At 31.7% G+C, this 26,612-nt stretch carries 32 protein-coding genes; 2 read left to right on the top strand and 30 right to left on the bottom strand.

The features are described from left to right. Complete coding sequence (locus Q0951_RS05090) at nucleotides 1–1,668, bottom strand: peptidase domain-containing ABC transporter (RefSeq protein ID WP_299335076.1); 1,668 nt, start codon at nucleotides 1,666–1,668, stop codon at nucleotides 1–3. Then, nucleotides 1,661–2,347: a TetR/AcrR family transcriptional regulator gene (locus Q0951_RS05085; protein ID WP_299335074.1), complete on the bottom strand. Its 687-nt coding sequence runs from the start codon at nucleotides 2,345–2,347 to the stop codon at nucleotides 1,661–1,663. The genes Q0951_RS05090 and Q0951_RS05085 overlap by 8 nt, the downstream gene beginning before the upstream one ends. 167 nt (nucleotides 2,348–2,514) lie before the next feature. Between Q0951_RS05085 and Q0951_RS05080 the strand changes: the two genes are divergently transcribed. Together Q0951_RS05080 and Q0951_RS05075 are read left to right on the top strand one after the other, a co-directional pair. Continuing rightward, nucleotides 2,515–2,976 (top strand): cold-shock protein, encoded by a 462-nt coding sequence (locus Q0951_RS05080; RefSeq protein ID WP_299335071.1) that lies wholly within the window; start codon nucleotides 2,515–2,517, stop codon nucleotides 2,974–2,976. A gap of 4 nt (nucleotides 2,977–2,980) precedes the next feature. Continuing rightward, nucleotides 2,981–3,364: a hypothetical protein gene (locus Q0951_RS05075; protein WP_299335069.1), complete on the top strand. Its 384-nt coding sequence runs from the start codon at nucleotides 2,981–2,983 to the stop codon at nucleotides 3,362–3,364. Here Q0951_RS05075 and Q0951_RS05070 read toward each other — a convergent pair. The 28 genes from Q0951_RS05070 to Q0951_RS04935 all read right to left on the bottom strand — a co-directional run bounded on the left by Q0951_RS05070 (nucleotide 3,348) and on the right by Q0951_RS04935 (nucleotide 26,556). Beyond that, on the bottom strand, nucleotides 3,348–3,923 hold the full coding sequence (locus Q0951_RS05070) for a pseudouridine synthase (RefSeq protein WP_299335067.1): 576 nt from the start codon (nucleotides 3,921–3,923) through the stop codon (nucleotides 3,348–3,350). The genes Q0951_RS05075 and Q0951_RS05070 overlap by 17 nt on opposite strands. A gap of 1 nt (nucleotide 3,924) precedes the next feature. Further along, nucleotides 3,925–6,237: a type IA DNA topoisomerase gene (locus Q0951_RS05065; protein ID WP_299335065.1), complete on the bottom strand. Its 2,313-nt coding sequence runs from the start codon at nucleotides 6,235–6,237 to the stop codon at nucleotides 3,925–3,927. A 70-nt stretch (nucleotides 6,238–6,307) separates the two neighbouring features. Further along, on the bottom strand, nucleotides 6,308–6,703 hold the full coding sequence (locus Q0951_RS05060; RefSeq protein ID WP_299335063.1) for a hypothetical protein: 396 nt from the start codon (nucleotides 6,701–6,703) through the stop codon (nucleotides 6,308–6,310). Then, complete coding sequence (locus tag Q0951_RS05055; RefSeq protein ID WP_299335061.1) at nucleotides 6,700–7,581, bottom strand: M28 family peptidase; 882 nt, start codon at nucleotides 7,579–7,581, stop codon at nucleotides 6,700–6,702. The genes Q0951_RS05060 and Q0951_RS05055 overlap by 4 nt, the downstream gene beginning before the upstream one ends. A 61-nt stretch (nucleotides 7,582–7,642) precedes the next feature. Continuing rightward, nucleotides 7,643–8,974 (bottom strand): short-chain dehydrogenase, encoded by a 1,332-nt coding sequence (locus tag Q0951_RS05050; RefSeq protein ID WP_299335060.1) that lies wholly within the window; start codon nucleotides 8,972–8,974, stop codon nucleotides 7,643–7,645. 45 nt (nucleotides 8,975–9,019) lie between these two features. Beyond that, complete coding sequence (locus tag Q0951_RS05045) at nucleotides 9,020–9,490, bottom strand: hypothetical protein (protein ID WP_299335058.1); 471 nt, start codon at nucleotides 9,488–9,490, stop codon at nucleotides 9,020–9,022. Between the two features lie 28 nt (nucleotides 9,491–9,518). Beyond that, entirely contained in the window at nucleotides 9,519–10,061 is a 543-nt protein-coding gene (locus tag Q0951_RS05040; RefSeq protein ID WP_299335055.1) for a DinB family protein, read from the bottom strand. A 72-nt stretch (nucleotides 10,062–10,133) separates the two neighbouring features. After that, nucleotides 10,134–10,661, bottom strand: coding sequence for a hypothetical protein (locus tag Q0951_RS05035; RefSeq protein ID WP_299335052.1), 528 nt, complete (start codon nucleotides 10,659–10,661; stop codon nucleotides 10,134–10,136). A gap of 76 nt (nucleotides 10,662–10,737) precedes the next feature. Further along, nucleotides 10,738–11,418: a hypothetical protein gene (locus Q0951_RS05030; RefSeq protein ID WP_299335050.1), complete on the bottom strand. Its 681-nt coding sequence runs from the start codon at nucleotides 11,416–11,418 to the stop codon at nucleotides 10,738–10,740. Nucleotides 11,419–11,623: 205 nt separating this feature from the next. Next, entirely contained in the window at nucleotides 11,624–12,463 is an 840-nt protein-coding gene (locus Q0951_RS05025; protein WP_299335047.1) for a hypothetical protein, read from the bottom strand. A gap of 50 nt (nucleotides 12,464–12,513) precedes the next feature. Further along, nucleotides 12,514–13,017, bottom strand: a complete 504-nt coding sequence (locus Q0951_RS05020; RefSeq protein WP_299335045.1) for a hypothetical protein — start codon at nucleotides 13,015–13,017, stop codon at nucleotides 12,514–12,516. A 231-nt stretch (nucleotides 13,018–13,248) separates the two neighbouring features. Beyond that, nucleotides 13,249–14,001: a class I SAM-dependent methyltransferase gene (locus Q0951_RS05015; RefSeq protein ID WP_299335043.1), complete on the bottom strand. Its 753-nt coding sequence runs from the start codon at nucleotides 13,999–14,001 to the stop codon at nucleotides 13,249–13,251. Continuing rightward, a complete protein-coding gene (locus Q0951_RS05010) occupies nucleotides 13,994–14,848 on the bottom strand; it encodes a tetratricopeptide repeat protein (RefSeq protein WP_299335041.1) in 855 nt (284 codons plus the stop codon). The genes Q0951_RS05015 and Q0951_RS05010 overlap by 8 nt, the downstream gene beginning before the upstream one ends. A 214-nt stretch (nucleotides 14,849–15,062) precedes the next feature. Further along, nucleotides 15,063–15,659, bottom strand: coding sequence for a hypothetical protein (locus Q0951_RS05005; protein WP_299335039.1), 597 nt, complete (start codon nucleotides 15,657–15,659; stop codon nucleotides 15,063–15,065). Between the two features lie 60 nt (nucleotides 15,660–15,719). Next, nucleotides 15,720–16,145 (bottom strand): VOC family protein, encoded by a 426-nt coding sequence (locus tag Q0951_RS05000; RefSeq protein WP_299335038.1) that lies wholly within the window; start codon nucleotides 16,143–16,145, stop codon nucleotides 15,720–15,722. Between the two features lie 57 nt (nucleotides 16,146–16,202). Next, nucleotides 16,203–16,586, bottom strand: a complete 384-nt coding sequence (locus tag Q0951_RS04995; protein ID WP_299335035.1) for a VOC family protein — start codon at nucleotides 16,584–16,586, stop codon at nucleotides 16,203–16,205. 104 nt (nucleotides 16,587–16,690) lie between these two features. Further along, nucleotides 16,691–17,143, bottom strand: coding sequence for a hypothetical protein (locus Q0951_RS04990; protein ID WP_299335033.1), 453 nt, complete (start codon nucleotides 17,141–17,143; stop codon nucleotides 16,691–16,693). Between the two features lie 101 nt (nucleotides 17,144–17,244). Then, nucleotides 17,245–17,775, bottom strand: coding sequence for a hypothetical protein (locus Q0951_RS04985; protein ID WP_299335031.1), 531 nt, complete (start codon nucleotides 17,773–17,775; stop codon nucleotides 17,245–17,247). Nucleotides 17,776–17,925: 150 nt separating this feature from the next. Further along, the gene (locus Q0951_RS04980; RefSeq protein ID WP_299335029.1) at nucleotides 17,926–18,630 is read right to left on the bottom strand and encodes a hypothetical protein; all 705 of its coding nucleotides are present in this window, start codon (nucleotides 18,628–18,630) and stop codon (nucleotides 17,926–17,928) included. Between the two features lie 184 nt (nucleotides 18,631–18,814). Then, on the bottom strand, nucleotides 18,815–19,600 hold the full coding sequence (locus Q0951_RS04975; RefSeq protein ID WP_299335027.1) for a hypothetical protein: 786 nt from the start codon (nucleotides 19,598–19,600) through the stop codon (nucleotides 18,815–18,817). A 61-nt stretch (nucleotides 19,601–19,661) separates the two neighbouring features. Further along, nucleotides 19,662–20,129 (bottom strand): DUF423 domain-containing protein, encoded by a 468-nt coding sequence (locus tag Q0951_RS04970; protein WP_299335025.1) that lies wholly within the window; start codon nucleotides 20,127–20,129, stop codon nucleotides 19,662–19,664. A 116-nt stretch (nucleotides 20,130–20,245) separates the two neighbouring features. Next, nucleotides 20,246–21,067: a hypothetical protein gene (locus tag Q0951_RS04965; protein ID WP_299335022.1), complete on the bottom strand. Its 822-nt coding sequence runs from the start codon at nucleotides 21,065–21,067 to the stop codon at nucleotides 20,246–20,248. 150 nt (nucleotides 21,068–21,217) lie between these two features. Next, entirely contained in the window at nucleotides 21,218–21,676 is a 459-nt protein-coding gene (locus tag Q0951_RS04960) for an N-acetyltransferase (protein ID WP_299335020.1), read from the bottom strand. A gap of 209 nt (nucleotides 21,677–21,885) precedes the next feature. Beyond that, nucleotides 21,886–22,269, bottom strand: coding sequence for a DUF2200 domain-containing protein (locus Q0951_RS04955; protein WP_299335018.1), 384 nt, complete (start codon nucleotides 22,267–22,269; stop codon nucleotides 21,886–21,888). A 159-nt stretch (nucleotides 22,270–22,428) separates the two neighbouring features. Beyond that, nucleotides 22,429–23,361, bottom strand: a complete 933-nt coding sequence (locus tag Q0951_RS04950) for an SMI1/KNR4 family protein (RefSeq protein WP_299335015.1) — start codon at nucleotides 23,359–23,361, stop codon at nucleotides 22,429–22,431. Nucleotides 23,362–23,526: 165 nt separating this feature from the next. Continuing rightward, nucleotides 23,527–24,081, bottom strand: a complete 555-nt coding sequence (locus Q0951_RS04945; RefSeq protein WP_299335012.1) for a hypothetical protein — start codon at nucleotides 24,079–24,081, stop codon at nucleotides 23,527–23,529. Between the two features lie 224 nt (nucleotides 24,082–24,305). Then, a complete protein-coding gene (locus Q0951_RS04940; protein ID WP_299335009.1) occupies nucleotides 24,306–24,989 on the bottom strand; it encodes an SIMPL domain-containing protein in 684 nt (227 codons plus the stop codon). Nucleotides 24,990–25,233: 244 nt separating this feature from the next. Continuing rightward, on the bottom strand, nucleotides 25,234–26,556 hold the full coding sequence (locus tag Q0951_RS04935; RefSeq protein WP_299335007.1) for a S41 family peptidase: 1,323 nt from the start codon (nucleotides 26,554–26,556) through the stop codon (nucleotides 25,234–25,236). Nucleotides 26,557–26,612 lie beyond the last annotated feature (56 nt).

The following is a 26,612-nucleotide window of genomic DNA, read 5'->3' as shown; positions in this document are numbered from 1 at the left end:
TTACTGATTTAATTCAATTTTACCGTTTTCAAGTTTAATAGTTCTTGTGCATTTGGTCTTCCAATCCATATCGTAACTTACCACAATAAGTGCCCAAGGATTTACAGGATCGGTTAAGAACTCCATAATACGTTTTGCTTCTGTTTTTTCAAATTGCTCCAAAGGATCTTTTAGCATCAATATTTTAGGCTTTTTAAGAATACTTCTAGCCAATACAATCTTTTTAGAGGCTGTTAGTGATAATTTTTTTCCTTCAGGATATAACATGGTTCTCAAACCTTGTGGCTGAGATTTTACAAAATTGACTAAACCTGTCTTTTCGAGAACCCAATTGATTTCATCTTGAGTTATGGACTCATCACCAAAGGTTAAGTTTTCTCTTATAGTACCTTCAAAAGGAGACTCTTCAGGAAGCATTTGACCTATACGAGCTCTATAGTCGTTGAGTTTCATTCCTTTGAGGTCAATATCATTGATATATATAGAACCCTTAGACGGTTCTATAATTCCTGCAATCAATTTGAGAAGTGTTGTTTTTCCAGAACCGTTAGACCCATAAATCATAATTCGATCTTTTGGCTGAATAATCATTGAGATATCCGATAGTAATGGATCCATTCTATCAGGAACTGAATAACATACATGCTCTAATTCAACCTTAAACTCCGAGTCATCACTTGTTATAGCATCACCCTCTTGTGCTTCAAGATCGCGATCTACAACCTGTGCTAATTTTTCTATAGATGTTAACACATCGTAGAAAGACTCCAATCCGAGTATTAATTTTTCAACAGAACTAATTACTAAAAGAATAATGATCTCTGCGGCTACAAACTGACCTATATTCATTTGTTGATTCAATACGAGAAATCCGCCAATGATTAATAAACCAGCAGTTACAAGCACTTTAAATCCAATAAGTTTAATAAACTGTTGTACTAATACTTTAAAGTGACTTTCTCTATCCTCTAAATAATCTGAAGTAAGTTGGTCATTTTTATTTAAGGCAAGACTTGTTTTCCCTGATAACTTAAAGCTCAATACAGAACGTGCAATTTCTTGTAACCAATGTGCTACTTTATATTTTGATTTAGATTCACTCAAACTAGTATCTAAACCACGTTGGGCAGAAAATTTAAAAACTACATAAACAAGCAGTATGAGTAGGATACCATAGATGATAAAAAATGGATGATAGAATGAGAGTAGCATCAAGCCAAAAATAATTTGGAGAATCGCAGCAGGAAAATCAATTAATATCTTAGATAAACCTTTTTGTACAGTTAATGTATCAAAAAAACGATTGGCTAATTCTGGCGGGTAAAAATTACGTAATTCACTCATTTTCATCTTCGGAAAGCGGTAAGCAAATTCAAAAGATGATCTGGTAAATATTTTTTGTTGTACATTCTCAATGATTCGCATTTGCATAAGTTGAAGAATTCCAACAAATGCAACGCCAATAGTAACCAACACAACAAGTACAATCCATGAGCTGCTTATTTGAGCACCTTGAATTAAGTTAATGATGGCTTGTATTCCCAAGGGAAGTGAGAGGTTAACAATACCTGCGAATATGGCATAGTAAAAAATCTGCTTAATATCTTTCCTGTCTAATTTTAGAAGGCCAATCAAGCGTTGCCAAGAGGATAAAATGGTTTTAGTCATTTTTAGTTATGTTTAATGCATTAAAAACTAAATGAGTAAAATAATCGGAAGGTTGTATTTTGTTATCGCAGTCTGTAAGTGATTGAAAGTGATCTTTTAGAAAATGCTGATATAATGCACCTTCTATTACAGTACTAGCTAAACTATGTGGATATTTATAATCACTATTAACTTCAGTGATCATGTTATGTAATCTGGTTATTAAGCGTTTGTATATGGCAAAATAACCCTCTTTATTTTCTTCGTCAACTTCTTTGGTCAAGTATGATTTTGAATATTCGTTGATCACCACTCGGCTTAATGCTATTTCGTCTATATGAGCAAAAGTAGAATCGGCCTCTATAGTCCTAGTCATAATATTAATTGCTTTTTCTAATTTTTCATTAGCGTCAGATATATTAGTTGTTGAGAATACCAGTTGATACTCCAACCAAGCCCAATACCACGAAGTTAAATAGAGTAGGAGTTTATGTTTACTATCAAAATATCTGTAAATGGAACTTTCATTAGATCCTATAATAGCTCCTAGTTTTTTGAAGGTAAAGCTATCGAAACCAATTTCATCAATAAGTTTGATACTATGCTCAATAATACGCTTACCTAGATCTGACGATTGCGGATCTTTTAAATAGATCTTTTCGTTGATATCAATTCTTAAATTTGAAAGTAATGATTTCATGTTAAATTTATTTGCACGCAAATATAATAGTAATACTATTAAATGTAATATTTTTAACTTTTGATTAACTTATTGTGATATTACTGAGTAAATTCAAATATTACAGCTATATTTACAATAACTGATGCAATATGCATTGGAGTAATTAAAACATCTTAAAATAAAGAATGGCAAAGTCGCAACAGACATTTAACAAAAGTGAAAAAGAAAAAAAACGTTTAAAAAAGCGCGAAGAAAAGCGCAAAAAAATGGAAGCGCGTAAGCTTGAGAAAGAAGAAAATGGAGGAGCAGAGAGTATTCCATTTGCTTACGTAGATCAGTTTGGGAATCTTACCGATACACCACCTAATCCAGCTGATAAAATTAAAGTAAAGGCAAAAAACATCGTATTAGGTGTGCCTAAAAAAGAGGATATGGAAGAAGAAGAATACGATCCAATTAGAAAGGGAAAAGTATCTTTCTTTGATCATTCTAAAGGTTTTGGATTTATTATCGATACCGAAGACCAAGAGAAATATTTCTGTCACGTGAGTGGTTTAATTGATGAAATTCAAGAAAATGACAAAGTGCAGTTTGAATTAGAAAAAGGAAATCGTGGTATGAATGCGGTTCGTGTAAAGCTAGTTTAAATTTTTGAAAAACAGTATTATCATAACCATCTTATTGTGTTCTGTATGGTGTTATGCTCAAGACACAGACTGTTCTAAATTTAGAACAGGACAATTTAGGTATCTTGACAAGGATTATAAAGATTTAATGACCATTAGAACAGATTCTACACAAATAGATTCTTATCCAGCTCCTATGAACTTTCAGGGAACAAGTCGTGTGAAATGGTTATCTGATTGTTCATACGAATTTGAGTATTACAAGTTCAATGACCCAAAATATGAATCATTATTAGGAACCAAATACACTATTAAAATCGTTGAAATCAAAGGTGATACTATTGTTTGTCAGAAAGTTGTAAACGGCCAACTTACCCAACGTCAAGAGATGATTAAGATAAAAGACTAAATACTTCTTTAGCTTCTCCCATTTTTAAACCATCCAAATTAATAAGTCCCACACGAACTCTAACCAACCTCAGTGTGGGAAATCCGACCTGTGCTGTCATTTTGCGTACTTGTCTAAATTTGCCTTCGTTTATAGTAAGTGATATCCATGATGTTTTTCCATGTCTTTCATCACGAATTTTTTTAGCTCGTTGAGGAAAATTTGGGATAAGTTCTAATTGGTAGGCTTTGCATGGTTTGGTTGTGTATGTTTCATTTTTATGTGTAATTTCTACACCTTGTTGTAATTGCTCTAAGGCCTTATTGGTAATCTCTCCATCTACTTGCACATAGTATTCTTTATCGATTTTAGAGCTCGTAATCTCAAAACTTACTTTTCCATCTGTAGTTAGTAGTAGTAGGCCTTCTGAGTCTTTATCAAGTCTTCCAATAGCCATTGTCCCTTCAGGAAAATCAAATAATTCACCTAAGAATTTTTTGTTGCGTTCGTGTTTAGCATTGGTTTGGAATTGACTTAAATAACCATAGGGCTTAAAGAGTTTAAAGTGGTGATGTTCCATTTTAAATATCTCCTTTTAATATTGAATAAACAAGGTCTTTTGTGAGTTCCTTATCTTTAGCTTTTGTGCGAATGGCATCAAAGGACATTCTAAAGTCGCAACCTGACTTATAATTACTACAACCATAAGCAGTTTTGCCTTTAATGATAGTGCCTGTTTGACATTTAGGACAATTGACATCGTTAGATTTTTTTTCTTTCGATATTTTAGCATCTCCTTTTTTTGCCTCTAAAACCATTTTGAAACCCTCATCGAACCGCAGTAAACCTTCTGTTTTTCCAGCTGAAGATGTAAAGCCTTTAAGGTTGACCGTTGAGCCTTTTGTCAATAAACGAATGAATTGTTTTTCTGAAACCTTCTTACCGAAGACTTTAAACGGAAGTACCAAATCACAGCCAGATTTAAATTGACTACAGCCATAGGCAGATTTGCCTTTGAGTAAGTTACCCTTTTTACATTTCGGACAAGTAATTGAAGAGATTCCAGCTGTTTTTTTCTGTTTGGCTTTAGCTTGCCTTTGATCTATAACTGTTGCTTGCGAAATATTAGCACGTTTGGTTTCACTTCTTACTTCATATACCAACTCATCAACCATGTGCTTCATGTTCTTTATGAAGAGACTTGCACTGTATTGACCCTTTTCTATGTCTTTAAGCTGTTTTTCCCAAAGGCCAGTGAGTTCAGCAGATTTCAATAGTTCATTCTGAATAATATTGATCAAAGCTATACCAGTAACAGTTGGTAGTATTTGCTTTTTATTTCGTTTAATATATTGTCTTTTGAATAGCGTTTCAATGATATTAGCTCGTGTTGATGGTCTTCCAATACCATTTTCTTTCATTAAATCCCGAAGTTCATCATCGTCAACTTGTTTTCCTGCAGTCTCCATAGCGCGTAGGAGAGAGGCTTCGGTGAATTGATTTGGTGGTTTGGTTTGCTTTTCTAGAAACGAAGGCTCGTGAGGTCCTTTCTCACCTTCGATAAATGTTGGTAAAGTTTCTTTTTCTGAAGCGCTTGAAGTTGGCTCTTTTCCGAATTTAAATACAATTTTCCATCCATCTTTAAGAATTTCTTTACCTGTGGTTTTAAAATTTACATCAGCGGCTTTTCCAATCACAGTAGTATTTGAAACCTCACAATCTGGATAGAACACAGCTATAAAGCGTTTAACTATGATATCATACACCTGTTGCTGGTTGTACTGTAAATTGATCTGAATTCCCGTTGGAATTATAGCATGGTGATCGGTAACTTTTTTATCGTTGAATACTTTTGTTGATTTCTTGATCTTTTTATCTAAAAGCGGTTGTGTCAATTTAGAATAATTAGTCAACTTTTGAAGTATACCGTGAACTTTGGGATATATATCTGTAGGTAAAAATGTAGTATCTACTCTGGGATAGGTCACTACTTTTTGCTCATATAATTTTTGAACAATCTTTAGGGTATCGTCAGCAGAGAATCCAAATTTTGTATTGCAATACACTTGTAATCCAGTAAGGTCAAACAATTTCGGAGCATATTCTTTACCTTTCTTTTTTGCTACAGATACAATCTCAAACTCATGTTCTTTTACTTTTTTTGCCAATAGTTCTCCATCTTTCATATTTAGAAAACGGCCTTCCTCATAAGCAAAGAGTGTCTTACGATACTGTGTTTGCAATTCCCAATAGGGCTGAGGCTTGAAATTCTCAATCTCTTCAAAACGATTAACAACCATTGCTAATGTTGGTGTTTGTACACGGCCTACAGAAAGCACTTGTTTATATCCACCATGTTTCACAGTATATAGTCGTGTGGCATTCATACCCAATAACCAATCTCCAATAGCACGTGAAAATCCTGCATAGTAAAGGTTGTCATAGGCCTCAGAGTTTTTGAGATTTTCAAAACCTTCTTTGATGGCTTCTGTAGTTAAAGATGATATCCACAAACGTTGTACTTTTCCTTTGTAATTTGCCTGGTCTAAAACCCAACGTTGGATGAGTTCTCCTTCCTGTCCAGCATCACCACAATTGATGACTACTTCGGCTTTATCGAACAACGATTTTACAATATTGAATTGTTTTTCGATTCCTGAATTACTAACCACTTTGGTTTTAAACTTTTCGGGAAGCATTGGTAAATTATTGAGGTCCCAACTTTTCCAATACGGTTTGTAGTCGTTTGGTTCCATAAGTGTGCATAGATGACCAAAGGTATAGGTTACTGCATAGCCATTACCTTCGTAGTAACCATCACGCTTGGAGTTGGCACCAAGAACTTGCGCGATTTCACGAGCCACACTAGGTTTTTCAGCAATACAAACTTTCACTTTTTAATAGGAATTTGAGTTCTAATTAGCACTGCAAAATAGGAAAATGTTGTTGTTTATTAAAAGGGATTTATGCAGAGTTATTAACTAAATTTGAACGGTTTTTGATCAAATAAATTCCAAGTAAAATGACAAAAATTGAAATGATATTTTGAATCAAGGTAAATTGATCTCTGATATGCGTTTCAGTTATATTAGGAGTAACGTAGAAAAGAATTTGAATTGTTAGTCTTGCAATTGCCCAAAATATCAAAAGTATTGCCCAGAATTTGATAGCTTTTAAAGCACTTTTAATTGATCTTTTAAAAGTAAAAAAGAACAACAGTAGAATACTTAAGATAAAAATCATAGGCACAAAACTTCCAATAATTGCATATTGAATTCCTTTGAATACAAATAAACTCAAACTCAAAGCGAGTGCGATAAAAAAGTGTTTATTAGTAATGAGAAGTTGTTTCGTCATCATTGCGTTACAAGGTCTTTAATAGCAGAGTATACTAAATTGGTACAAGACTCCAGATACTCAAAATTGACGGTGTCATAAGTATCATTTTCAGTATCTTTATAAGGCGCATAATCACCATTAGCATATTCATCTGTTAGTCCTATGGCATTATATCCTAGAGCTCTGAACGACTGATGATCTGTTGAATTAACTTTAGTGATATGAAAAGGAATATCTAGTGCGTTAGCATGACTGGAATATAATGATTCTAAAGATTCTGAGGGAAGCTCCAATTCGACTGCTTTATCATTATCACGATCCCAACCCATGGTATCAAAAGTATGAACAGAGTGGATGTTTAATGCTTCTTTTTTGCAGTATTTAGCAAAAGCCTGACTTCCTATTAAATCTTCTTCTTCTTGATCAAAAAAGATCACAATCACATTTTTATCACGTTTCTCTAATGTAGTCAATTGATGTAAAACGCTGTAGATCAACGCGACACCTGTGGCATTGTCAATGGCTCCAGGACAATTACGCTCAGTATCAAAATGAGCACCTAATATGATGTATTCGTCACTTTTGGTAGTTGAAGGTAAGATGGTATATACATTAGCACCACTAAACGGATTAAATAATAAATCTATCAATGGATTGAGATTAGGCATTTTGTAATTTTGAATTTCTGGAGTTAAATTAAGATCACTAATCAAGTCTGACAAGTAGGTTCTCGTTAGTTCTCTATTGTGTTTTGAGCTTCTATTTGTTATGATTTCACCATTAGGTAGAGGTGTATTTCCGCTTAAGATAGAAATTATTGATTCTTGCTCTTCTCTCAATGTGCTTTTAGACGAAGAGAAGAGGAGTAGGCTTATTAATAATAGAACTAATTTTTGCATATATTCATTACCTACACTTAGGACGAGACAGAGGTTGTATTGTTACGAGATCAAAGAGGATTCAATTTTCATCATCTTCTAATATACCCTTTGTTTTATTCCAAAACTCTTTACTTTTGTTCTTGATATTCTCTCCAGCATCTTCTAATACATCACTGTTTGTATATGTCTCTAAGTTATCCATTAACGCTTTAAACTTTTCGATGGTTTTAAAAATTTCATTAGTGTGAGGCACATTTTGTTCTTCAAGTATTGTTTTCCAGTCTATTTCAGACAATAAACGGAAAATATATTTTGTAGCTATTTTGCTCAAAAAGTACTTGTCATAATAACTGTTTAGTGCTTCTCCAGCTTTTCTATCCTTTAAGTAAACAATTGATTCGTCAATGCTTTTTTTATCTTTTGATGACAGTAAGTTGCTGGTTTTTAGTTTTTTTAGCGACGCAATTGCTTTGTTGTTTTCTTCGTTTTTTAAATACAAAAATGTTTCAACAGACCATATGATCTCATTTTCAATACCTATATCTTCAGCATCTTTTAAGAATTGCTCAAAATCTTCTAAGGCTCTTTTCTGGTCGATATCTCTTTCCATCATTAACCTGTCAAAACCTCTAAATAAGTGGTTTAAACCATGAAATGCGGTATGAGTACTTTGATTGTTTAAATCGCCCCATTGAAACATTGCTCTAGTGTAAGGCAGGTCAATATCTCTATTGTTCTCTAGCCATATAATATTTCTTGAGAGTTCATTTTCAGATAAATAGAACAACTGCTTCTCAAAAAATAAAAACCCTCTAAAGAACTGTAATAATGTTTTAATTTCAGAGTCAGGAAGTAACTCTGGTTTGGTTTTGGAGCATTCGTACAGAGATACTTCTTTTCCCAAATCTTTACTGAGAACAACAATAGCACTTAAGATAGCATGTTCTATGTTTTGAGTGTATAATTTATCTTCGCCAGTTAAATATGTGTAATTGGTTTGTAAAGAATCTGCATAGTGGATATTGATCGCATCAGTAAGTGTTGGAAAGATGTCTTCGTCGGTTTCCATGATGAAATCTTCCATTTTTTTATAATCACGATATATGGAAATATAGTCAAGCACTGATAGTTCTTCAGGTGTATTAAGGTCATATTTCATGACTGTATTAAAAATTCTATTGAGATCAGTTCTAAACGCCTTAAATTCAGGAGAGATAGTATCTTTTTCAACAGATGCTCTGATGAGAATTTTACCAAATTTATAGCTTGACACTTTATAGGAATCTAAGCTTTCAACTAAGGCTTTTTTGTCTTTTTCAAGCAGTGCTGCATCTGTTGTTACATCTTTATTGCAGCTTAACACTAGCAATAAAATCGAAAATATTGGTAAAAACTTTATAGTTGATGTCATATTTTAAGAATACTCTAAGTTATAAAAATGGATGAACAATTATGTTTAGTTTATTCTTCTCATTTCAAATTCTCCATTCGCAATATTTTCAAGATAACCATCCATATATTTTTCTTCACGTAGTGTCATTTCCCAATTGCCATTAACCTGTGTTTTGTCATCATTAAAGAAACCAAGGTAATGTATATCTGGATGCTCTGATGATTGATCCAGTCTCATAGTTCCAGTCTCATCTTTATAATACAGGCAAGGATAATTCATGACAAAACTTATCTTATTCTCATCAATAAAACCCTTAACGGTTGCAGGCTTATCAAATAAATCCTTTGATTCTGAGTCTGATGATATTCCAATAAACGAGTTATTGGTAATGTCAATCTCCAACGTAAATTCTACGTCTATATACTGTTGAATAGTTTCGTATCCTTCCAGATATGTAAACGATCCTTTCCATTCTTGATTGGTACTTTTGGTTATAGTGTCAGCTGTTTTTTTAATGATAGATTTATCTTCCATGTATTGCGACTTCAGTTAGGTGTTTAATTTATTGAAACAAAACATATCGAGGAGGTATAAGTCCGTTGAGTCTCATATAAACAAGCATTTGTCCTCTATGATGTGTTATGTGATCAGCAAGTAGCATGAAAATTTGTCGTTTGGTTCTAACCAATCCAAAATAGTCTAGTTTATCATTAAATGTATTAGTATCAAATTTCTCAATTGATTTTACTGTTTCATCAAATGTCTTGTTTATTGTAGAAATCATGTCTTCCTTAGATTTATTGGCCACCTTAAAAATAGTATCGGTGTTCCAATTTCTGGACTCTCGATCACCTAATAATGACTGACTATGCCAGTCTATTGCATATCCTATGTGCATTAAATTTTCGGCAAAACTCAATGATTCTGGAGATGCTTTAAAATTATATTTGTCTTCAGGCATCATTTCTGCAACCAAGATTAAATACTTACGAGAATTTTCTAATCGCTCTAAATAGTCTTTAATAAAATTATCCTCTTGTGCACAAAGCGGAGATGATACCGAAGTACATAATATAATTGTTGCTAGTATCAGGATGTGTTTCATGGTCTTTAAATTGTGTTTTCAGATTTTTGTAGGTCTTATGATATTTAATATAAGTGATTGATAAACTGTGTATTAACTGAGTTGTTGAGCAGTATTTATTTCATTTTGAATTCGATCAGCTTCCGATGCAATTAATGGCTTTAAATTAAGCGCTTTGGTCTTTTTAATATACTCATTAGCTTTTTCAAAGTTCTTACGTTCGAGTTCTATATTAGCTAAATTTAGAAATGCTATTGAGGTATCGTTTTCGGTCCTTAGTCCAATCTTTAAAGCTTCATTCCATTCGGAATAACTTTTTTCCCAATCTTCGTTATCAGAGGCTATTGCACCTTGTATAAAATGATAATAGCCTTTTTGTCCTTTACTCAGCTTTTCTGGATTTTTAACTTTTGAAATTAACTTTTCTGCTTTTTTATACTTTCCTTTTTTCAATTCCTGAAAAGCAATGTAAACAGTTCCATATTTATAATGTCCATAAATGAATAGTCCAGCGGCAGCAAGCATAAATGTCATATTCAGATAGTCCTCTTTCATAAAGTAGAATATACCAGCAATTAGACTTATAAAGATTAAAATTGTTCTGATAGTTGGATTAAACATCTGCTTCAGGCTTGTTTATAGTCTCTTTGTATTCCTTAGTTTTTATTTGAAATGGTTATTTAATATCACATTTCTTTTACTCTGTACCTTCTGGTAAGGGTGAAATCATGATGTGTGCTCTATGTGTTCCAGGATTCATAATCCATGGATGATTTGTAGCCATTGGAATTTCTGGCAAACCAGTAGATTCAGATGTAGCCCATGGCAGGTAGACAACATAACGCAGTTGAGCTCCTTCTACTTTTGAGGTTTCTGGGTCGTACATTGTTTTAGAACCATAATAAATATGCAAGGTTGACCCTGGAGCTATTTTAATCTGACCCGATTTCATTTCTGCTTCACGAATGGCAAAAATTTCTTGTCCAGTTTTTCCTTCAGCTCTCAGAGCTCTTCCTCTGGCCATAAAAGGTTCAAGATCTTTGTGATAGCATGCCGCGTTAAATCCATCTTGATTAGGATTGTCTGCCAGCACAATAAATTCATTATTACCTTCTCTAAGCGTTACGAATTCACCAGCCATATTGTATCCAATAACTTTACAATTAGCTCTACTTTTTTCAGGAGCAGCCATTAATGCAGTTGCAATTAGAGCTTCATTGGAGTCAATGGCTTTCATTTCTTTCTTTTCATACATTGACGAACTATCTGCCTTAGTTTCGGTTTTGGAAGATTCCTGTGTTTCATTTTTCGTTTTGTCTGTAGAATTACAAGACATCAATAACCCTGTAAAGGCCATTGCTATGATAAGATATTTCATATTTTGTTGATTTTTAACAGAATTACATCATTGGTTGATCATTTATCATAATGAAATATAAGTGTTTAGCCTATAATTGATACGATTGAATGTATTAGCAGTTTGTTAGTTAATAAAGATAGGAATTTTTCTTTGGCTTCATCAGTTTTGAGAATGATTCATTACCAATGTTGATAGCAGTTATAAAGTTTTGGTATTGGTAACTTTAGTTGTCTTCAGGTGTAAGTTTAAACTGGGTTCTTTTTGTTCCACCCATTCCAAACATTGAAAAGTTTGAATCAACTTCCATAAATCCTTCATAGTCAATCCATATTCCCTTTTTTATTGAGAAAAGACCAGTTGCCTCATAGGTCATTTTCATAAAGGTTCTTTCATCACTGTCTGCATTGAACATCGTCAGGAGTCCGTTTCCAAAATAACCAGAAACATATTCTTTAATGTCGTACTTAATTACTGCGACTTTGTCATTGCCTAGATCTTTTATTTCTTCTAATCGCACGTTGTTTTTCTTATTCAAAGTATCGGCTATAAAATTTTGGTCCATTGCAATAAAATCCATTTTTATACTCCATTGGTCTCCAACTTTAACTGGTGCTTTTGGAAGCTCAAATAAAATTGAAATCAGATTGGTTTGAGCGCTTTTATAATAAAAGCTTAGTATTTCTCCTTCAGGGCTTAGCTTACCTCTTAAAACAACGTTTCCGTTCATTCTCGCCATTCCAGAGAAAAGAGTTTCAGTTGTATCTGATTTGTTTTCTTTGACCATCATCGCTATATCAATATTGCTTTTCTTATCTGGAAAAAGTTTTGTGATATACTCTAAATTGGCTGTCTGCTCTTGCATTTTTTTTAAAAAATCACTGGCTTTTCTACCAAAGGTCGTATCAGTATCTTTTTCAATTTCTTCTTTAGAAACTATCATATCTTTCATAACCGTTTTATAAGTTAAGGTGTCTGATATGTTCCATTTCAAATCTATGGTATTATTCTGCTGGGCACATGCTGTGAGTACTACACAGAATATGGGTATAAGAAGTTTTTTCATAATTGAGGGGAGCGGTTTTGTTTAAGGTTGTATTAAGTTGCTAAGTAGTGTTATTTTGTTTCGAAACTACGCTCAATTGTAGAAAAACCATTAGCGTTTTTAATTGTATCCTCTAAGGCTTCTTGTTTTAAAATCACATAAGAATTTTTAGTTCCTTGAAATGCAGAAATCAAACCCTCATGCTTGAGTCCGAGTGTGCTGAATTTAAAATTTGAAGCTCTGGATTCGATATTATTAAATACATTATTGCTTATCGATTCAAACTTAAGATTCATTATAACTGGGTTATTCTGAAGTTCTTCAATATTCATCAATACTAAATCATCTAAGTCTATCATTTCATTAAATGACACTATAGTCATTAATCCGCTAGAATCAAAACCAGTCTTTTCAACAGAAAGATAATACACTCCTTTTTCTATTTCCTCGTTATCAGTGATTTCCCAATCTTCAGGATAATTAAAACTAAAAAACTCGCCTTCAAATCTTTTTTCAGCAGAATCTTTACTAGGTACTGTATTGGTGTTGTTTTCTTTTTTTTTGCAGGATGACATCGTGAAAATTAAGGCAAAGATCAATAAGTGGCTTTTCATATAGGTAGTTGTGTTAGTTATGTTAAAAATAGTGAAAGAAAATGGACCATTATAAAAATCTATCGAATTTTCAGAGTAGGAGAGCACCAACCAATGCATTTAGCATACTATTGCAATAGCTATGTTTTATACGGAAATATTATATCTTCAAAATCTGTAATTTAATGCAATGCCTCAGCCAATACAAACGTCTTATTGACAAATAAAAATCTGCTTATCTGATTGGTTATCAAAGGCATCTTCTTCAAAATTCCCAAACTTATGAATGATTTTAAAACCATTCCATTTTAGGTACGAATCTAACTCTTGAGGGAAAAACAGTCTCATGTCTAAATTTTGAATCGAATTAAACTTACCATTTATATAATAATGCCATTCTACACGGTTTATTTGAGTTTTAGCCTCATATCGCATGATTTCCTTAATCAGTATATGTCTTCCATCGTTGGTAGTGTAATTAGCTATTTCTTTTTGTTCTTTTTCGCCTTTAACAATAAATTGCATATTTGGATTAAAGCAATCTAAGATAAATATACCTTCCTTTTTGAGATGATTTTTAACAACATTAAATGTGCTAAATAAATCTTCATTTTTGTATAGATGGTGGATTGAATTAAACGGAATAAAAATGAGATCAAATTTTTCTGACACATCTAAAGTTCTCATATCGGCTTCAATAAATTCAATATCTAAGCCTTCTTCGGAAGCTCTTGTTTTTGCTTGATTGAGCATTGAAGACGTGTAATCAACACCAGTTATGTTATAGCCGTCTTTAGCTATTGGAAGGGTAAGTCTCCCAGTGCCACAGCATAGTTCGAGTATATGTGAATCTTTGTTTTTAGGTAGCCATCGTTTGTAAAATTGCAAATCATTCATATTGGTATTCATACCATCATAAATATCTGCATCATATACTAAATCGCCAACTTTATAATTGCTATTCATTGTTGAGTTTTTCTTCCCAGGTGTCTATATACTGGTTGAATATTGAGCTTTCATCAGTAAATTTCCTTGTTAATTTTGCCCATTCATCAAATTTTTCCTTGTTTTTTTGTAGGTAGTAAGCCTGAGCCATATTAATTGCCATTTCAGCTTTTTGAGCATTGTCGTCTGTCAGTTTTATTCCTTGCTTGTATATGGTTTCAGCTTTTTCGATTTGCCCAATATTTTTATAAGAAAACCCTAATTCTCTGTAAAACCAGAAAATTTCCGGATCATTCTCAATAGCCTTATCTAAAACTTCAATCGCTTCGTTGTATTTACCCAGAGCATTATAAGCATAAGCAAGTTCAAATTCGAGTCCGATAAAATGCGGATCCTGACTATACGCTTTTTTTAAGGGTTCGAGTGCTAAATTACTCGCTCCAACTGCGTTATAATGAAAGCCAATATTTTTTAAGTATTCGGTTTCTTCTGAGTTTCTTTTGTAAATAGCTAGCCAATCTGGTTCAGTTTCAAGTTCAAGTTCTGAAACTTGCTTATCAGTTAGTACAGCAACATCCATGGTATTAGGAGAGAGTCTTGATTTAAGTCCAGCTTCAAAGGTTCTAGGTATGATTTTAAGACCGTTTTCAGTGTTGATAAAGTTAGAATGATAATCAAAAGTAAACCCAGCTTGTTCGTCAATATAAATAAATCCGAAAGTATAAGATGTATCCACTTCTTTTTTAGGAAAAGCCACCCACTTGTCAACAGCATTAAAGTATTTGGTTTCAAATTGGAGTTCTGTGGTATCAGACTGTGAAAATCCTATACTTGAGATCAAAATAAATAAGCTTACAATTAATTTCATAAATGTTTTTTATAATTATGTATTGGGTGTTTGTGATTAGCCTGAGTTTGTTTGCTTAGCTAGCGTATTAAATTATTCTACCAGAAAACAGGCTGTTTAGGTTAAAGTTAGTAAAACAAACTAGAATATAAGCGTATCTCTAAATTAATCTTAAGGGTTAGGGAAGTAGTAATGTATTGTATGCTATAACCATTATATTACGGAGTGTACTTTTCTATGCTGATTTTAATACTCTGTCCAGTACGTTCAAGTTTCTAATATATTCTGAGCTATGTTCCCAATGTGTTGCCAGTTCTGCCCAGATTTTTTGACGGTCAATTGCCAATTGTATCAAAGGTTTATTTTTTTTGTCAATTTTCCCTTCATCGACTAATTGGCCAAATCCTGTTGCAATTACTGAAATATCTACTGTGAAAATATATTGATGATCGTCAAAATTGTCATCGTCTATTTGTGTTTGAACTAATGTTTTGTCGAGTATACTTTCGTTGTAATTAGCCAAACTTTGCTCTGACACTCCTTCAATTGTCCATTTTAGGCATTCATAACTTTCCGTGTTTGGATTATCTTTTTTCCAATCTCTGAATTCTGATAACGCCATATCGCCTTCATCTGACCCAAATGGCCCTAATTCATCTATGCACGACCAGAAGAATTCTTCAGGTACTAATTCAATTGCTCTTTCGTGAGCGTAATCTTTATCAATCCCATAAGGTTCGTCTTCAATATCATCGAATCCTCTTTCTGTATTATGTTGAGGAGTACCGTTTACTTTTTTCTTATTCCCAAATATGTTTTTGAAGAATCCCATAGTTATTGTTCGACTAATTATGTGTGTACCTTACGATGGATAGTATAGATTAAAATGGTGTTATTCTGAAAGATTGAATTGCCAAGAAATGCCATATTTATCGGCACACCATCCAAATTTTTTACCAAAGCCATAATCTCCAGAGTCGTAGTTGTCCAGAGGAACCATTATCTGACCTCCATCAGAAGAAAGTTTTTCAAATAAAGTGTCTATTTCATTTTCAGAGTTACAAGTAACAAACAATGAAACACCTGGTGTAAATGACCATGCGTGATTATAATTACTTTCAGATACCATATATGCTTCACCATTTAGTGTAAATTCACCATATTTGATAAGTTCTGGTGTTCCACCAGGTTCTCCTTTTGCGTATTTTACTAAGCTTTTAATTTCTGAATTTGGAAAGATAGACGTATAGAAATTGATAGCCTCTTCAGCCTTTCCGCACTGATCACCTACAAAGGTTAGAAATGTTGTTAGTTTCATTTTTTTAATTGTGTTATAAATCAAAAATGTTGATTATATGAGTTGTTACTAATGTTTTTAAATATCATCATTTATTTCAATCCAATAGCCATTTGGATCTTGAAAGTAAATCTGTTTGATTCCGTCTTTTCGTATGTAATTTTTATTAGGTGTATCCTTCCAATCTGAGTATTCCACTTTTAATTCTTCAAGATGTTTTACAAATGAATTCAAATCAGATGTTGCTAATGCAAAATGGACAGCCTTATTAATTTTTATTTCAGAATTGGGACGAGGGATAAGATGAAGTTGTTTTCCTTGCCCTAGCGATAGCCATCTTGTTTTTGAGTTTGAGGCAGTATTCTCAATGTCTTCAAGTTGTAGTGTCTTTTTGTAAAACTCAATAGATTTGTTGACATCTTTTACCGCAAGAGCTATATGATTGAATGAAAACGTAAACATTTATCTAGACGTTAGTTTTGGTTTATTGAATTGCATAGGACTAAGTTAGTAAATAGAAGTAGAACCAGAGAAAATTAGTAACAACAATCGAAGTATCTTAACATTTAAAGTTGGTTTCTTAGTTTTTCTAATTCAGAATTGTATTCTGATTTGTTGAATTCAAATGGACCAAATTTGGAATAGTTCCAATGATTATGACTGTCTTTTCCTCTATGAAGTTGCTCAAAATCAGTCCAAATAATTTTATTATTAACGTTTTCGATTTTAGTCATAAAAGCCCAACATCCCCAAACTCCACAATCGCAATCGAGTATATCAGATTTATTGTTATTAGAGTTTGAGTTATCAGTTAGGTTTAATAGATTTTTATATAAGGTTCTTGGATTAAGTCCTCCGTATTGTCCGGCAATATCAGGGCATCCTTCTTTTTTTGCAAATGGCTTTTCAAATTCAGATAGTAATACAATTAAGTCAGTTCCATCTATGAGAATCTTTGTTACAAATTGATTTAATTCATTTACTTGAACTTCTTGTATTTTTATTTGAAGTCTATTCATTTTTAAATAAATAATCAAGGTTTTGACTAAGTTAGTAAAAGCGACCAAAACATTAGAGTTTTAAATACTTTATTGCTTAGGTAAAGTAAGTCGTTTTATTTTCAGAGGTGTAATTTCCAATTTTCATCAGCTTTAAATCCATGTTGTGGTTCAGCGAATGCTTTAATTTTTATTTTGTTTTTTAACTCATATTCAAAGTGTTCAAGCTGTTTGTCTTTTAGATATTCCGATTTATCCTTTTTTGACTTTTGGTGCCAAGGCTCTGATTCACAAATTTTACAAATATTATCTCTAACTGCTATAATTCCACATACGTCGCAGGATTTTAGAGAGTCCATAATAGAATTAGCTTTTTTGAAGTCAAATTGCTTAAATATTTTAGGTATACTTTGAATAAATTCATACCAACCAATCTGGTTATCATTTAAAATAATATCTTTTTCAACTGTTTTTATGATTATAACTTTGTCATTATCTGAAAACCGAATTGATCTTAGTTGTTTCCATTCAATATTTTGAGGTTTCGCTCCAAAAGGTTTGTTTATGATAAAACCACTTTTAGTCAGCTCAATATCAGTTATCTTATTAGACAGCTCTTTAAAAAATATTTCTCGCATTAAATACCCAAGCATAGTAATTGTTAAAGATTAAACTAACACATTTGAACGTGACAGCATTGTTAGCGTAGCAATTTAGTAAAAAGAACAAAGGACTCAGAAATTCGGTAGAAATTCTTGAGCCCTTTTTTAACACTATTGGTTGTAAACTGCTGTAACCAGTTATTATTGACTGCTAATATATTGCTCTAAGTACTTTTTTCCCAGATCATAAATAAAATATCCTGTACGATTTGAACTCTTATGAATTCCTTCAGCAGATGCATATTGACTTGTTTGAATAACCCAATCATCCACTTGGGCATTCCAACTAGCCCATCTGCTACTTTCTCCGTTTACACCATAGGATGGTGTATGGACTTCATAAATTGCGTTTTGATTAGAATCATAAAATATTATTCTAATTGCACCAGTAAAGCCTTGCCATCTGTTTGAAGAAGTGTGAATTTGTGATGACATAGAACCATCCCAATTAACAATAACTTTACCGCAGCACCTCCAAGATTTGCCACTTATTCTATTACAATTCTCAGGAATATTGAATTTAACATTTGAACTTTTATCTGCTTCTAATTCATTGGTGTTGAACAAGTATAATTCATTTTGAATATCTTCAATGTCGTCATCAATTTCATCTTTATAAGTAAATGAGTTTTCAAAGTCATCACCTACAATTTCCTTAGGTGTGTTCAAAGTATAATTTTGCATGTCTTCTGAGGCATCATAAGTAATGCTATTGTTTTCTTCAGAATTCTTAGATGTTGTATATTCTCCAAGAGACGATGATATGACTTCTTTTTTACTGTTTTCGGCACAAGAAGTCATTAACAAAATATTTAGCACGATTAATTTGAAAGTTAATTTTTCCATGATTTTTGAATTTAGTTAATAACTATTTCAAATGTAATATGCTCAGTATTTTTCAAAATACCTGATAGAGGGTATTTTCAGTGTAGCTTTATGATATTTGTAAGTAAAAAAATAGAATTCTAGTGTATCTCTAATTTATTCCGAATGGTTAGGGAAGCAGCAATGCACTATACAAATGTATTGCCTAAAGTATTTTATTTAAGTTTTGTTTTAATTCATTTGTTATTTTATAAAGTGAATCGTTTTTTAGGTTGTGAATTTCAATTAGTTTATTGTCGTATTTCAAAAAAACCTGTGAAGCTGTTAGATAGCTAAATTCTTCGGTTCCTATCATTTTATTTTTTCTTAAGCGAATGATATTATTTTCAAATTTGTTTATCATGCCAATGATTTGTGGATTATTAGTAATCACTTCATCTAACCAATTATAATCCTTCTTAAATCTAACTGCATAAACACCATTTTTTTTCACAATTTGAATTTCATCGTTTTTGGGTTCGCTAAATTCATAAGTAACTGATACATTAATTTTTTGAGCATTATTTAAATCTTCTTTTGAAAACGCCTCAACTTTTTCATAGCAAGAGTCATAAAAATGATAAGAGGTATCTTTTTCAAATACTATGTCTTTAGTAATGGTTTCGTTAAATGGTGTAGTAATTGAATACTTATAAGTACCCTTTTTAAGCAAATACTTTATAAAGCCACCAGTTTTAGTTACGGTATCAAATTGAGATTTGATAATTTTATCTTGATTACTGAGTAATTTGAAATTAGATTTTAGTCGGTAGTTATCAATTGAGGATTCAAAAGGCAGTCTGATTTCAAGTTGAAATAATTTACTATTTTCTGTTTCATTTGCAAGGGTTTGCTTTTCGTTTTTCTTTTTGTTTGAATCACATGCATTTAACACTAATCCAATAATTAGTATTAGAATTTCAATCTTTTTTATTCGGAATGTGTTTTTCATATTTTAGGTAATGGCTTTATGAATGATGTGGTTACCCTTTATTAGTCAATATTAATCTTTTCTAAGTCTCTAATATTTCAGAAATTAATGTCTTATAATTTTTAATATCCTTCTCAAATTTTTTCTGGATGGCAATCCATAATATAATACCAATAACTAATAATATTCCTCCTATTACATAGGTGGAAGTTCCGTTACTTTTTCCTGATATAATTGCAATTAGAAAACTTAAACCTAAAAGTATATGAGTGAAAATTATCAATACTATTAAAAAGTGCTGGGTGAAATTAATTTCCACATTGGTCTTGTTATCATTATCTGTTTTTAATAATTTACCATTAACAATTGTCCAATTCTGGAATACCATATACCAAGCATAAAGAACTCGTTTACGCACTTTAAATGTTACTACACTATTTTTATCACGACTTAAATTAAAAACAGTTCCTTGAATTGTTCCAAGAGCTGATTCTAATTTCTTACTGATTTCATTAGGATTGTCATCTACTTTGAAGTTCCATCTTTTCATAGCGTTATCTTTAATATTTAGTAGCGATTTTGTTATATAGGCTAGAACGGAATGCATTAAAAGAACAGGAGTTAGCTTTTACCATTATCATACGTGTTTTGCCACACATTTTTTCGTTACAAATACACAATTAGTGGCAATTCAGGTCTTAAATCAAATACTTCTCCTTGTACATTATGATCAAAATAGAGTTCCATTAAATGTTCTTTTCCTCCTTTAATAGTTAGGTTTTCAATTCCGTTTAATACTTTAATTGTTTTTGTTTTTAAGTCTAAACTTGTTGATGTGATAACGATATTTGTGATTCTTTTTGCTCCGTTTTTGTGCTTATACCATTCTCTTACAAATGCATATTTTTCTTCTATATCATTTAGGTCAGAAAGGGTTTCAAAAGTATTAGATTCAATTTCTGGATAAACGACAAAAACAGAAGGCTCTTTAAGATGTGTTTTTGAGTTTTTGGCAGAATAAATACTTGATTTTTCTTCCATCCAATCTTGGTGATATTTGATCTTCTCAAAAGGAATTTTTTTAATATCATAGTCTTCTAGTTTTAAGGCAATACTAAAAGGTGAAGCTCCATTTTTTTCAAAGTTGGCTCTCTCTGCAAAATCCAAAGTATTATTTAATTGATTGTTTGTATCAAATTCGTTGTTGTCGTAAACAAAAATCAGTTCGAGGTAGCTATTTAAAAAATAAAAATATCTTCCTGTAGTTCCTTGTCCGTGATGAATTTTAGATAATGAATCTGGGACTGCAGTAAAACCAATATCGGTTAGTCGTTCTTTTACTTTTTTTGGATTTTTTACCCAAATATTAAAATGATCAACTTGTAAATCAGATGCAATAGTATCAGTTTTAATATCATTCTTCTCATTCCTGCAAGATGATAAACTAAATATCAGGACTAGAATTAAAGTATGCTTACAAATATTCATATTAAAGGTGTAGTAAGGTATATGTGTTTGATTTTGTTGAATTGTCTAGAACTAAGTTAGTAAATAGAAAACTAAATAGAGGGACATCTGTAGAGTTTCTAAGTCCACATTGAACCAGCAATTAGCTATCCCTGTTGTTGATGCAAGGTTTTATTTGATTTTTAACCTCATAATTATTCTCGGAACATTGTCAAAATAGTAATCAGCAGTTTCTGTTACTTTTTCAAATCCCAATTTTTCATACAAATTGATTGCCGAACTATTATCGGGAGTTGTCGTTAACTGGATTGTATTGATATCTCTGTTTTTTAACGCCTCTAATAACTTAATGGTTATACGTTGACCAATTTTTCTCTTTTGTTCAGGTTTTGTAACTGCTAAAGCGAAGACCCAACCCGTTTTACTATTATGATCAATTCCTCCAAAGCAATAGCCTTTTATTTGGTTGTGTTCGTTTACCGCAACGAAAAAGAGATCAGATAAGATGTCATAGAATTGTCTAAGAACAAATAATGGATAATGGGATGGTTTAAAAGCTTCCTCTTCAAGTTGAAAAATTTGGGTGAGATCTTCTTTTTCAACGTTTCTTATTTTATAATTTGATTCCACAGTTTTCAGGAAATTAATATTGTAGTTGGTTTTAGTACTGTATTGTAAATCAGTAATTTAGATTATTTAAAGATATAGTTGCTAACGAGTTGTATAGGTTAGTTGTGCAAATTAGGTTTAAGTTAGCAAAAGAAACCAGAATTGTATTATGTCTCTAATTTATTCTGAAAGGCTAGGGAAGCAGCAATTAAATATTCATCTTGTTAGCTTCAGTTTTTATTTTTTTCTTCACGTAAAATTTTCTCCATTTTACGACCTTTTGCCAATTCATCTATCAGTTTCTCCATTTGCCTGCATTGTTTATATAGTTCAAATTCATCCTCTATTTCTTCAATTCGATATCCACAAACAACTCCTTTAATCAAATGTTCGTTTGGATTTATTTTGGCTTTTTCAAAAAATGTTCTAAAAGTTACTTTTTCATCAATAAGTGCTTGTAACGTATCATGATCAAAACCAGTAAACCATTCGATTACTTGGTTGAGCTCTTCTTTTGTTCTACCATTTTTCTCTAGCCTATTCAGGTAAAGTGGATAAATGGTTGCAAATATCATATTAGCAACCTTTTCATTTTTTTCGGCTGTAACTTTCATTTTCTTTTTTATTTGGTTTTGATTAGTACTAATGGTAAAGACTGCTAAGACAGGAACCAGACAATTACCATCTAAATTAAATGTTTCAATTCGTAATAAAAGTAAGTATTTTATCTTTGTTTAACCTATTATGCTAATTAATTATGCGTGTTGTAGACGTTAGTTTTCTTCAAGCAATTCATGTGGTGCTCCAACTAGATGTTTGAAAATTTCGTGAATGTGATTTTCAGTTAAAAATATTTCAGGCTTTTTGTCAATAGTATGCAACACAAAATCAAGAAATGAATTTAAGTCATTTGAAATTACAGCGAGTGTCCTTTCATCTCTACCAAATATTATGATTTGTCCTTTTTTTCCATTTTCATCTGGGTCTAAGTCCATACCAATAAAATTACCACCACCATCAGTGAAAATTGGCAACCATTTATAGTGAAAGTATTTTAATTTGACAGATTTATCAGGAAATGATTTTAAATCCATTATTTCATCCCAATTTGTCTCTATTCTTTTCATATCGTAAAGACCTGAAGGATATATTACAAATTCTAGTTTATCCCAATTTATGAAATCCTTTTCCAACTGATGAAGTTTATTACAGAGCTCGAAAACGATGTCACTATCCTCTAAAAATTTTAATATAATTCTCTCCTCATTGTCTTCTAAATATAAATAAGGTCCACCTAGAGAATGTGGAGAACACTCTAATTCTAACCTTATCCAATTTTTATCTTTAGGTATTGTAGATAAAAAGTATTCAACTATCTTAGAAATTAGATGTTTAGTTGTTTGACTCTCTTCGAGTTTTTTGCCTTTCGGTTTTATCAATGTTCTTGAAAACTCCAAGTCTGAAATAACTCTTTTTAAATCCATGAATTGGAGTCCTAGTAGACTTCCAGTACCTTCTCCTTCTTCATCACCATTAAAGTGTGAATACAACTCGATAAATTCTTCTGGAATTTCTTCTTCAAGTAGGTTTTCTATTGAAGAGAGCAGCTCCTTATTAAGTGTTTTGCTTAATTTCTCGCTTGGAAATATATAATTATTGAAAGTCCATTCACTTATCTTTTCTAATTTTTGAGGAATAGTCATCATTGTATTGGTTTTGATGTTTTTTAATTAATACCAAGATGTTTGTATATGCTTATCTAGTATTTTGCTAAATTTAGTAAAACAAACCAGAACTTAAGTGTGCCTCCATGTTTTCTGAAAGGTTAGTGAAGTAATAATGTATTATATAAGTTGTTGAAAATTATTAAGTTATTCATACTTGTATTTGTTGTTCCAAAAATCTTCACCTTTTAAAAAATCAAGCAGTATTTGTGTCATTTGTTCGACTGTTTTAATTGGTTTTACCATCAGGATAAGGCTGTCGTTTTTCATAAATCCGGAAGCTAAACCGTCATCGTTCAGACTTCCGCTTACATCTAATGCATTATCATTTTTATCTACAAGTTGTACAATATGAAATTCATTCCAATTGATTGATCTCATTGTACTCTTTATTATTTCAGGTGTTGTTTTGTTTGATATTATATGTTCATCTTGACCGAAATTACGAAAGACAACCAATATAAAATCTCGATTTTCGGTTTGTTTTTTTCCACGATCAAGTGTCTTTTTAGTTGATTTTGTATCTGAGTATCGGACAAATTTTTCTTGGATTAATAGGAAAGTAAGAATTATAAAAAGTCCTATTCCAACTACTATTAGTCCATATTTGAATAATCCAGTTATAATGAATACAGGGAAGTCACCATAACGACCTGTATCTGATTTCCGAACGAGTTCAGGTATTATAGTAGAATTATCCAATAAGAAATATAAGACAGTGCACAGTAGACTAATTGTATAAAGTTTTACAATTTTTAAATTCCGATGATTCATCAATTATTTGATATGTTCTATTGTGTGTTCGTGAATGATTTAAATATAATTCTTAGGTTCAACTTTTACCAGATCAAGCGATAAATAGAGCTAGGCAGTTGACAGTTAAATCAAGTTTTCAAATTAGTAATAATTTTTTTCGCTTAAACAGCTTACTCTGTTCTAAATTTGACAATTATCGTTTTAAATTTCTCTCCGAAAAATTGATTGTCAAACATACTCCAACTTTGAGATTTTTTAGATGTAAAGTAAATGTCCATTAGGTTAAAAGTAAAGTCATCAACTTCTTTAACTTCGGTAAATTCAATAATCTTTCCAAGCTTCTGTCCGGATAGTTCTGCAATCATTTTAGCTTTTTGTTTAGCTTTGAGTATTAATTTTTCAAATAGTCTTTTTTCATAATCTGGATTATCATCATATTTAATATCTCCAATTCTACCATCTACATAATCCAATTCTTTAAGTTGATTGACTAGTGTTTCAACCTCACTTATGTTTTTTAAAGTTACCCCATAGCCGCTTGAATAAGCATAAGGACTATTGTTTATGCTATAACTTTCTTCATTAAGAGCTTTAAAATCATAGTTATTACGACTTAAAAAATCTTTTAGTTGTGATAGTTTTCTTTTTCTATTTTCTTTTTTAATGTATGGATCATAAGTCATTCCGTCAGATCCCATATCAAAGATTTCTACAGATTCAGTTACTTCAACATGATATTCAAACTCAAGAGTTTGGAGTCTTATAGAATCTCTGACTTCAATTTCTATAAATTCATTTTGACTGTGACTTAGACTACTTATTAGGATGATGGTTATTAATAATATTCTATTCATATTTCGTTTTGTATTAGGTACAGCGTGTTCTTGTATGATGTAGTTGCAATCTTAGAGCATAGTTTGAGTTTGTCTTTTACCATATCAAACTACAAAAGGAGCAAGGCTATCACCATCTAAATCAAGAATTTTAATTAGTAATAAAAGTAAGACTTTTTCTTCGTTCAAAATTGCAACTAAAATTTGCGTCGTTAAAGATTTCTTTATGTGTTTAACGTGATTGCATACAAGGTGTGGTATGCAGTTACTTTTTAGTATTCAAATATTTAATTGCTTTTTCTAAGACAGGGTCTTTATTTTCAATATAATCTGAAAGTTTTTTTGTAATCTTAATATCAGGTTGAATTCCAATGCCAACAAATTCTCTGCCATCAGGATAGGTGTCTTTTTTGGTACAAACTCTTGCAATTCCACCATTTGGTAAATTAAACATTAGTGGTTGTCCAGTACTTCCATAAGTGGATTCGCCAATTGTGGTCATGTGTTTTTGATTGTCAGCATAGATTAAAAAATCCTCAGCTGCAGAAGCAGTTCCGTGTCCAATTAATATAGCTGTTGGAACAACAATTCTACTTGTTTTAAGCAAATTTCTGTCTCCTAATCCTAAGGTATCTGGTTTATATTGAAAATCGTGGTAATACTTATCTTGATTCCATGCTTTTAAAGTTGGGATGTATAAACGACTTTGTGTTTTTGGACCATAAAATATTGTGTCATTTGTTAAGTGATGAAGTATAACTTTACCAATTCTGGAATTTCCTCCACCATTTTTTCTTAAATCAACTATTAAGGCTTTAGCTTTTTTTAATTCTGGTAACTTCTCATTAAATATTGAAGAAATTTCCCAATCAGAAAATGAGTTAAGGGAAAGATACGCAATATCGTCGTGCCATTTTAGATCTAATAATTGATTCGTTTCAAATGAGGGATAGACTTTTTTTTCTATTGTTTTTGAATGTGTAACAGTTAACGATTTAAAGGTTCCGTTTGGAAGTTTTAACTCCAGCTCATATCTGGTGCCAACGTAGCCTTCAAGCATATATGCAACTGCTAAATCTTGACGTATATAATCAGTTGATGAAGATATGTAAGGCATCACATACTCGTTAATATACTTTTTGGTTTCAGTCCCATTAACGCTAACTATTTCTGTTCCAATTGGAATTTCTTTTTTCTTACTGTCATTAACTCTTATAATTATTGCCTTACTATCAATATTCTTTAAGAATAACCTGTATACTCCAAAATTCGTATTGAAAATACTATCTTGAATTTCTTTAGGAAAGTAAACATTTGTATGTCCATCTTTTAAATAGGCGCAAAATTTTTGTAATAAACGATAATAGTCGTAATCATTCTTTGTTTTCTGAACTTTACCAATGTACTCTTTATATAATTCATTCCATTCAGTTTGATTAATTTTATTGAAATAGATAAAGCTATAATTAACTTCTTGCCAGAATTTAGAAAGTCCAAAGACCTTCTCTTCGTTTGATAATGTATTTGGAATTTGTCCAAAAGTTAGATTCAATGATACGAAAAGAAGTAAAACTGTTAGTTGTTTCATTAGAAAGGTTTTTAATCTAACGAATATTTTACTGATTTGTTATTCGTATAATAATG

Source organism: uncultured Psychroserpens sp. (genome assembly GCF_947501425.1).
GTDB lineage: Bacteria > Bacteroidota > Bacteroidia > Flavobacteriales > Flavobacteriaceae > Psychroserpens.
This window is presented reverse-complemented; position numbering and strand designations above follow the sequence as displayed.

Excerpts from the sequence above, each read along its gene's own strand:
- Q0951_RS05090 (WP_299335076.1), bottom strand. The coding sequence starts at position 1,668 with ATGACTAAAACCATTTTATCCTCTTGGCAACGCTTGATTGGCCTTCTA.
- Q0951_RS05085 (WP_299335074.1), bottom strand. The coding sequence starts at position 2,347 with ATGAAATCATTACTTTCAAATTTAAGAATTGATATCAACGAAAAGATC.
- Q0951_RS05080 (WP_299335071.1), top strand. The coding sequence starts at position 2,515 with ATGGCAAAGTCGCAACAGACATTTAACAAAAGTGAAAAAGAAAAAAAA.
- Q0951_RS05070 (WP_299335067.1), bottom strand. The coding sequence starts at position 3,923 with ATGGAACATCACCACTTTAAACTCTTTAAGCCCTATGGTTATTTAAGT.
- Q0951_RS05060 (WP_299335063.1), bottom strand. The coding sequence starts at position 6,703 with ATGATGACGAAACAACTTCTCATTACTAATAAACACTTTTTTATCGCA.
- Q0951_RS05055 (WP_299335061.1), bottom strand. The coding sequence starts at position 7,581 with ATGCAAAAATTAGTTCTATTATTAATAAGCCTACTCCTCTTCTCTTCG.
- Q0951_RS05050 (WP_299335060.1), bottom strand. The coding sequence starts at position 8,974 with ATGACATCAACTATAAAGTTTTTACCAATATTTTCGATTTTATTGCTA.
- Q0951_RS05045 (WP_299335058.1), bottom strand. The coding sequence starts at position 9,490 with ATGGAAGATAAATCTATCATTAAAAAAACAGCTGACACTATAACCAAA.
- Q0951_RS05040 (WP_299335055.1), bottom strand. The coding sequence starts at position 10,061 with ATGAAACACATCCTGATACTAGCAACAATTATATTATGTACTTCGGTA.
- Q0951_RS05035 (WP_299335052.1), bottom strand. The coding sequence starts at position 10,661 with ATGTTTAATCCAACTATCAGAACAATTTTAATCTTTATAAGTCTAATT.
- Q0951_RS05030 (WP_299335050.1), bottom strand. The coding sequence starts at position 11,418 with ATGAAATATCTTATCATAGCAATGGCCTTTACAGGGTTATTGATGTCT.
- Q0951_RS05025 (WP_299335047.1), bottom strand. The coding sequence starts at position 12,463 with ATGAAAAAACTTCTTATACCCATATTCTGTGTAGTACTCACAGCATGT.
- Q0951_RS05020 (WP_299335045.1), bottom strand. The coding sequence starts at position 13,017 with ATGTCATCCTGCAAAAAAAAAGAAAACAACACCAATACAGTACCTAGT.
- Q0951_RS05015 (WP_299335043.1), bottom strand. The coding sequence starts at position 14,001 with ATGAATAGCAATTATAAAGTTGGCGATTTAGTATATGATGCAGATATT.
- Q0951_RS05010 (WP_299335041.1), bottom strand. The coding sequence starts at position 14,848 with ATGAAATTAATTGTAAGCTTATTTATTTTGATCTCAAGTATAGGATTT.
- Q0951_RS05005 (WP_299335039.1), bottom strand. The coding sequence starts at position 15,659 with ATGGGATTCTTCAAAAACATATTTGGGAATAAGAAAAAAGTAAACGGT.
- Q0951_RS05000 (WP_299335038.1), bottom strand. The coding sequence starts at position 16,145 with ATGAAACTAACAACATTTCTAACCTTTGTAGGTGATCAGTGCGGAAAG.
- Q0951_RS04995 (WP_299335035.1), bottom strand. The coding sequence starts at position 16,586 with ATGTTTACGTTTTCATTCAATCATATAGCTCTTGCGGTAAAAGATGTC.
- Q0951_RS04990 (WP_299335033.1), bottom strand. The coding sequence starts at position 17,143 with ATGAATAGACTTCAAATAAAAATACAAGAAGTTCAAGTAAATGAATTA.
- Q0951_RS04985 (WP_299335031.1), bottom strand. The coding sequence starts at position 17,775 with ATGCTTGGGTATTTAATGCGAGAAATATTTTTTAAAGAGCTGTCTAAT.
- Q0951_RS04980 (WP_299335029.1), bottom strand. The coding sequence starts at position 18,630 with ATGGAAAAATTAACTTTCAAATTAATCGTGCTAAATATTTTGTTAATG.
- Q0951_RS04975 (WP_299335027.1), bottom strand. The coding sequence starts at position 19,600 with ATGAAAAACACATTCCGAATAAAAAAGATTGAAATTCTAATACTAATT.
- Q0951_RS04970 (WP_299335025.1), bottom strand. The coding sequence starts at position 20,129 with ATGAAAAGATGGAACTTCAAAGTAGATGACAATCCTAATGAAATCAGT.
- Q0951_RS04965 (WP_299335022.1), bottom strand. The coding sequence starts at position 21,067 with ATGAATATTTGTAAGCATACTTTAATTCTAGTCCTGATATTTAGTTTA.
- Q0951_RS04955 (WP_299335018.1), bottom strand. The coding sequence starts at position 22,269 with ATGAAAGTTACAGCCGAAAAAAATGAAAAGGTTGCTAATATGATATTT.
- Q0951_RS04950 (WP_299335015.1), bottom strand. The coding sequence starts at position 23,361 with ATGATGACTATTCCTCAAAAATTAGAAAAGATAAGTGAATGGACTTTC.
- Q0951_RS04940 (WP_299335009.1), bottom strand. The coding sequence starts at position 24,989 with ATGAATAGAATATTATTAATAACCATCATCCTAATAAGTAGTCTAAGT.
- Q0951_RS04935 (WP_299335007.1), bottom strand. The coding sequence starts at position 26,556 with ATGAAACAACTAACAGTTTTACTTCTTTTCGTATCATTGAATCTAACT.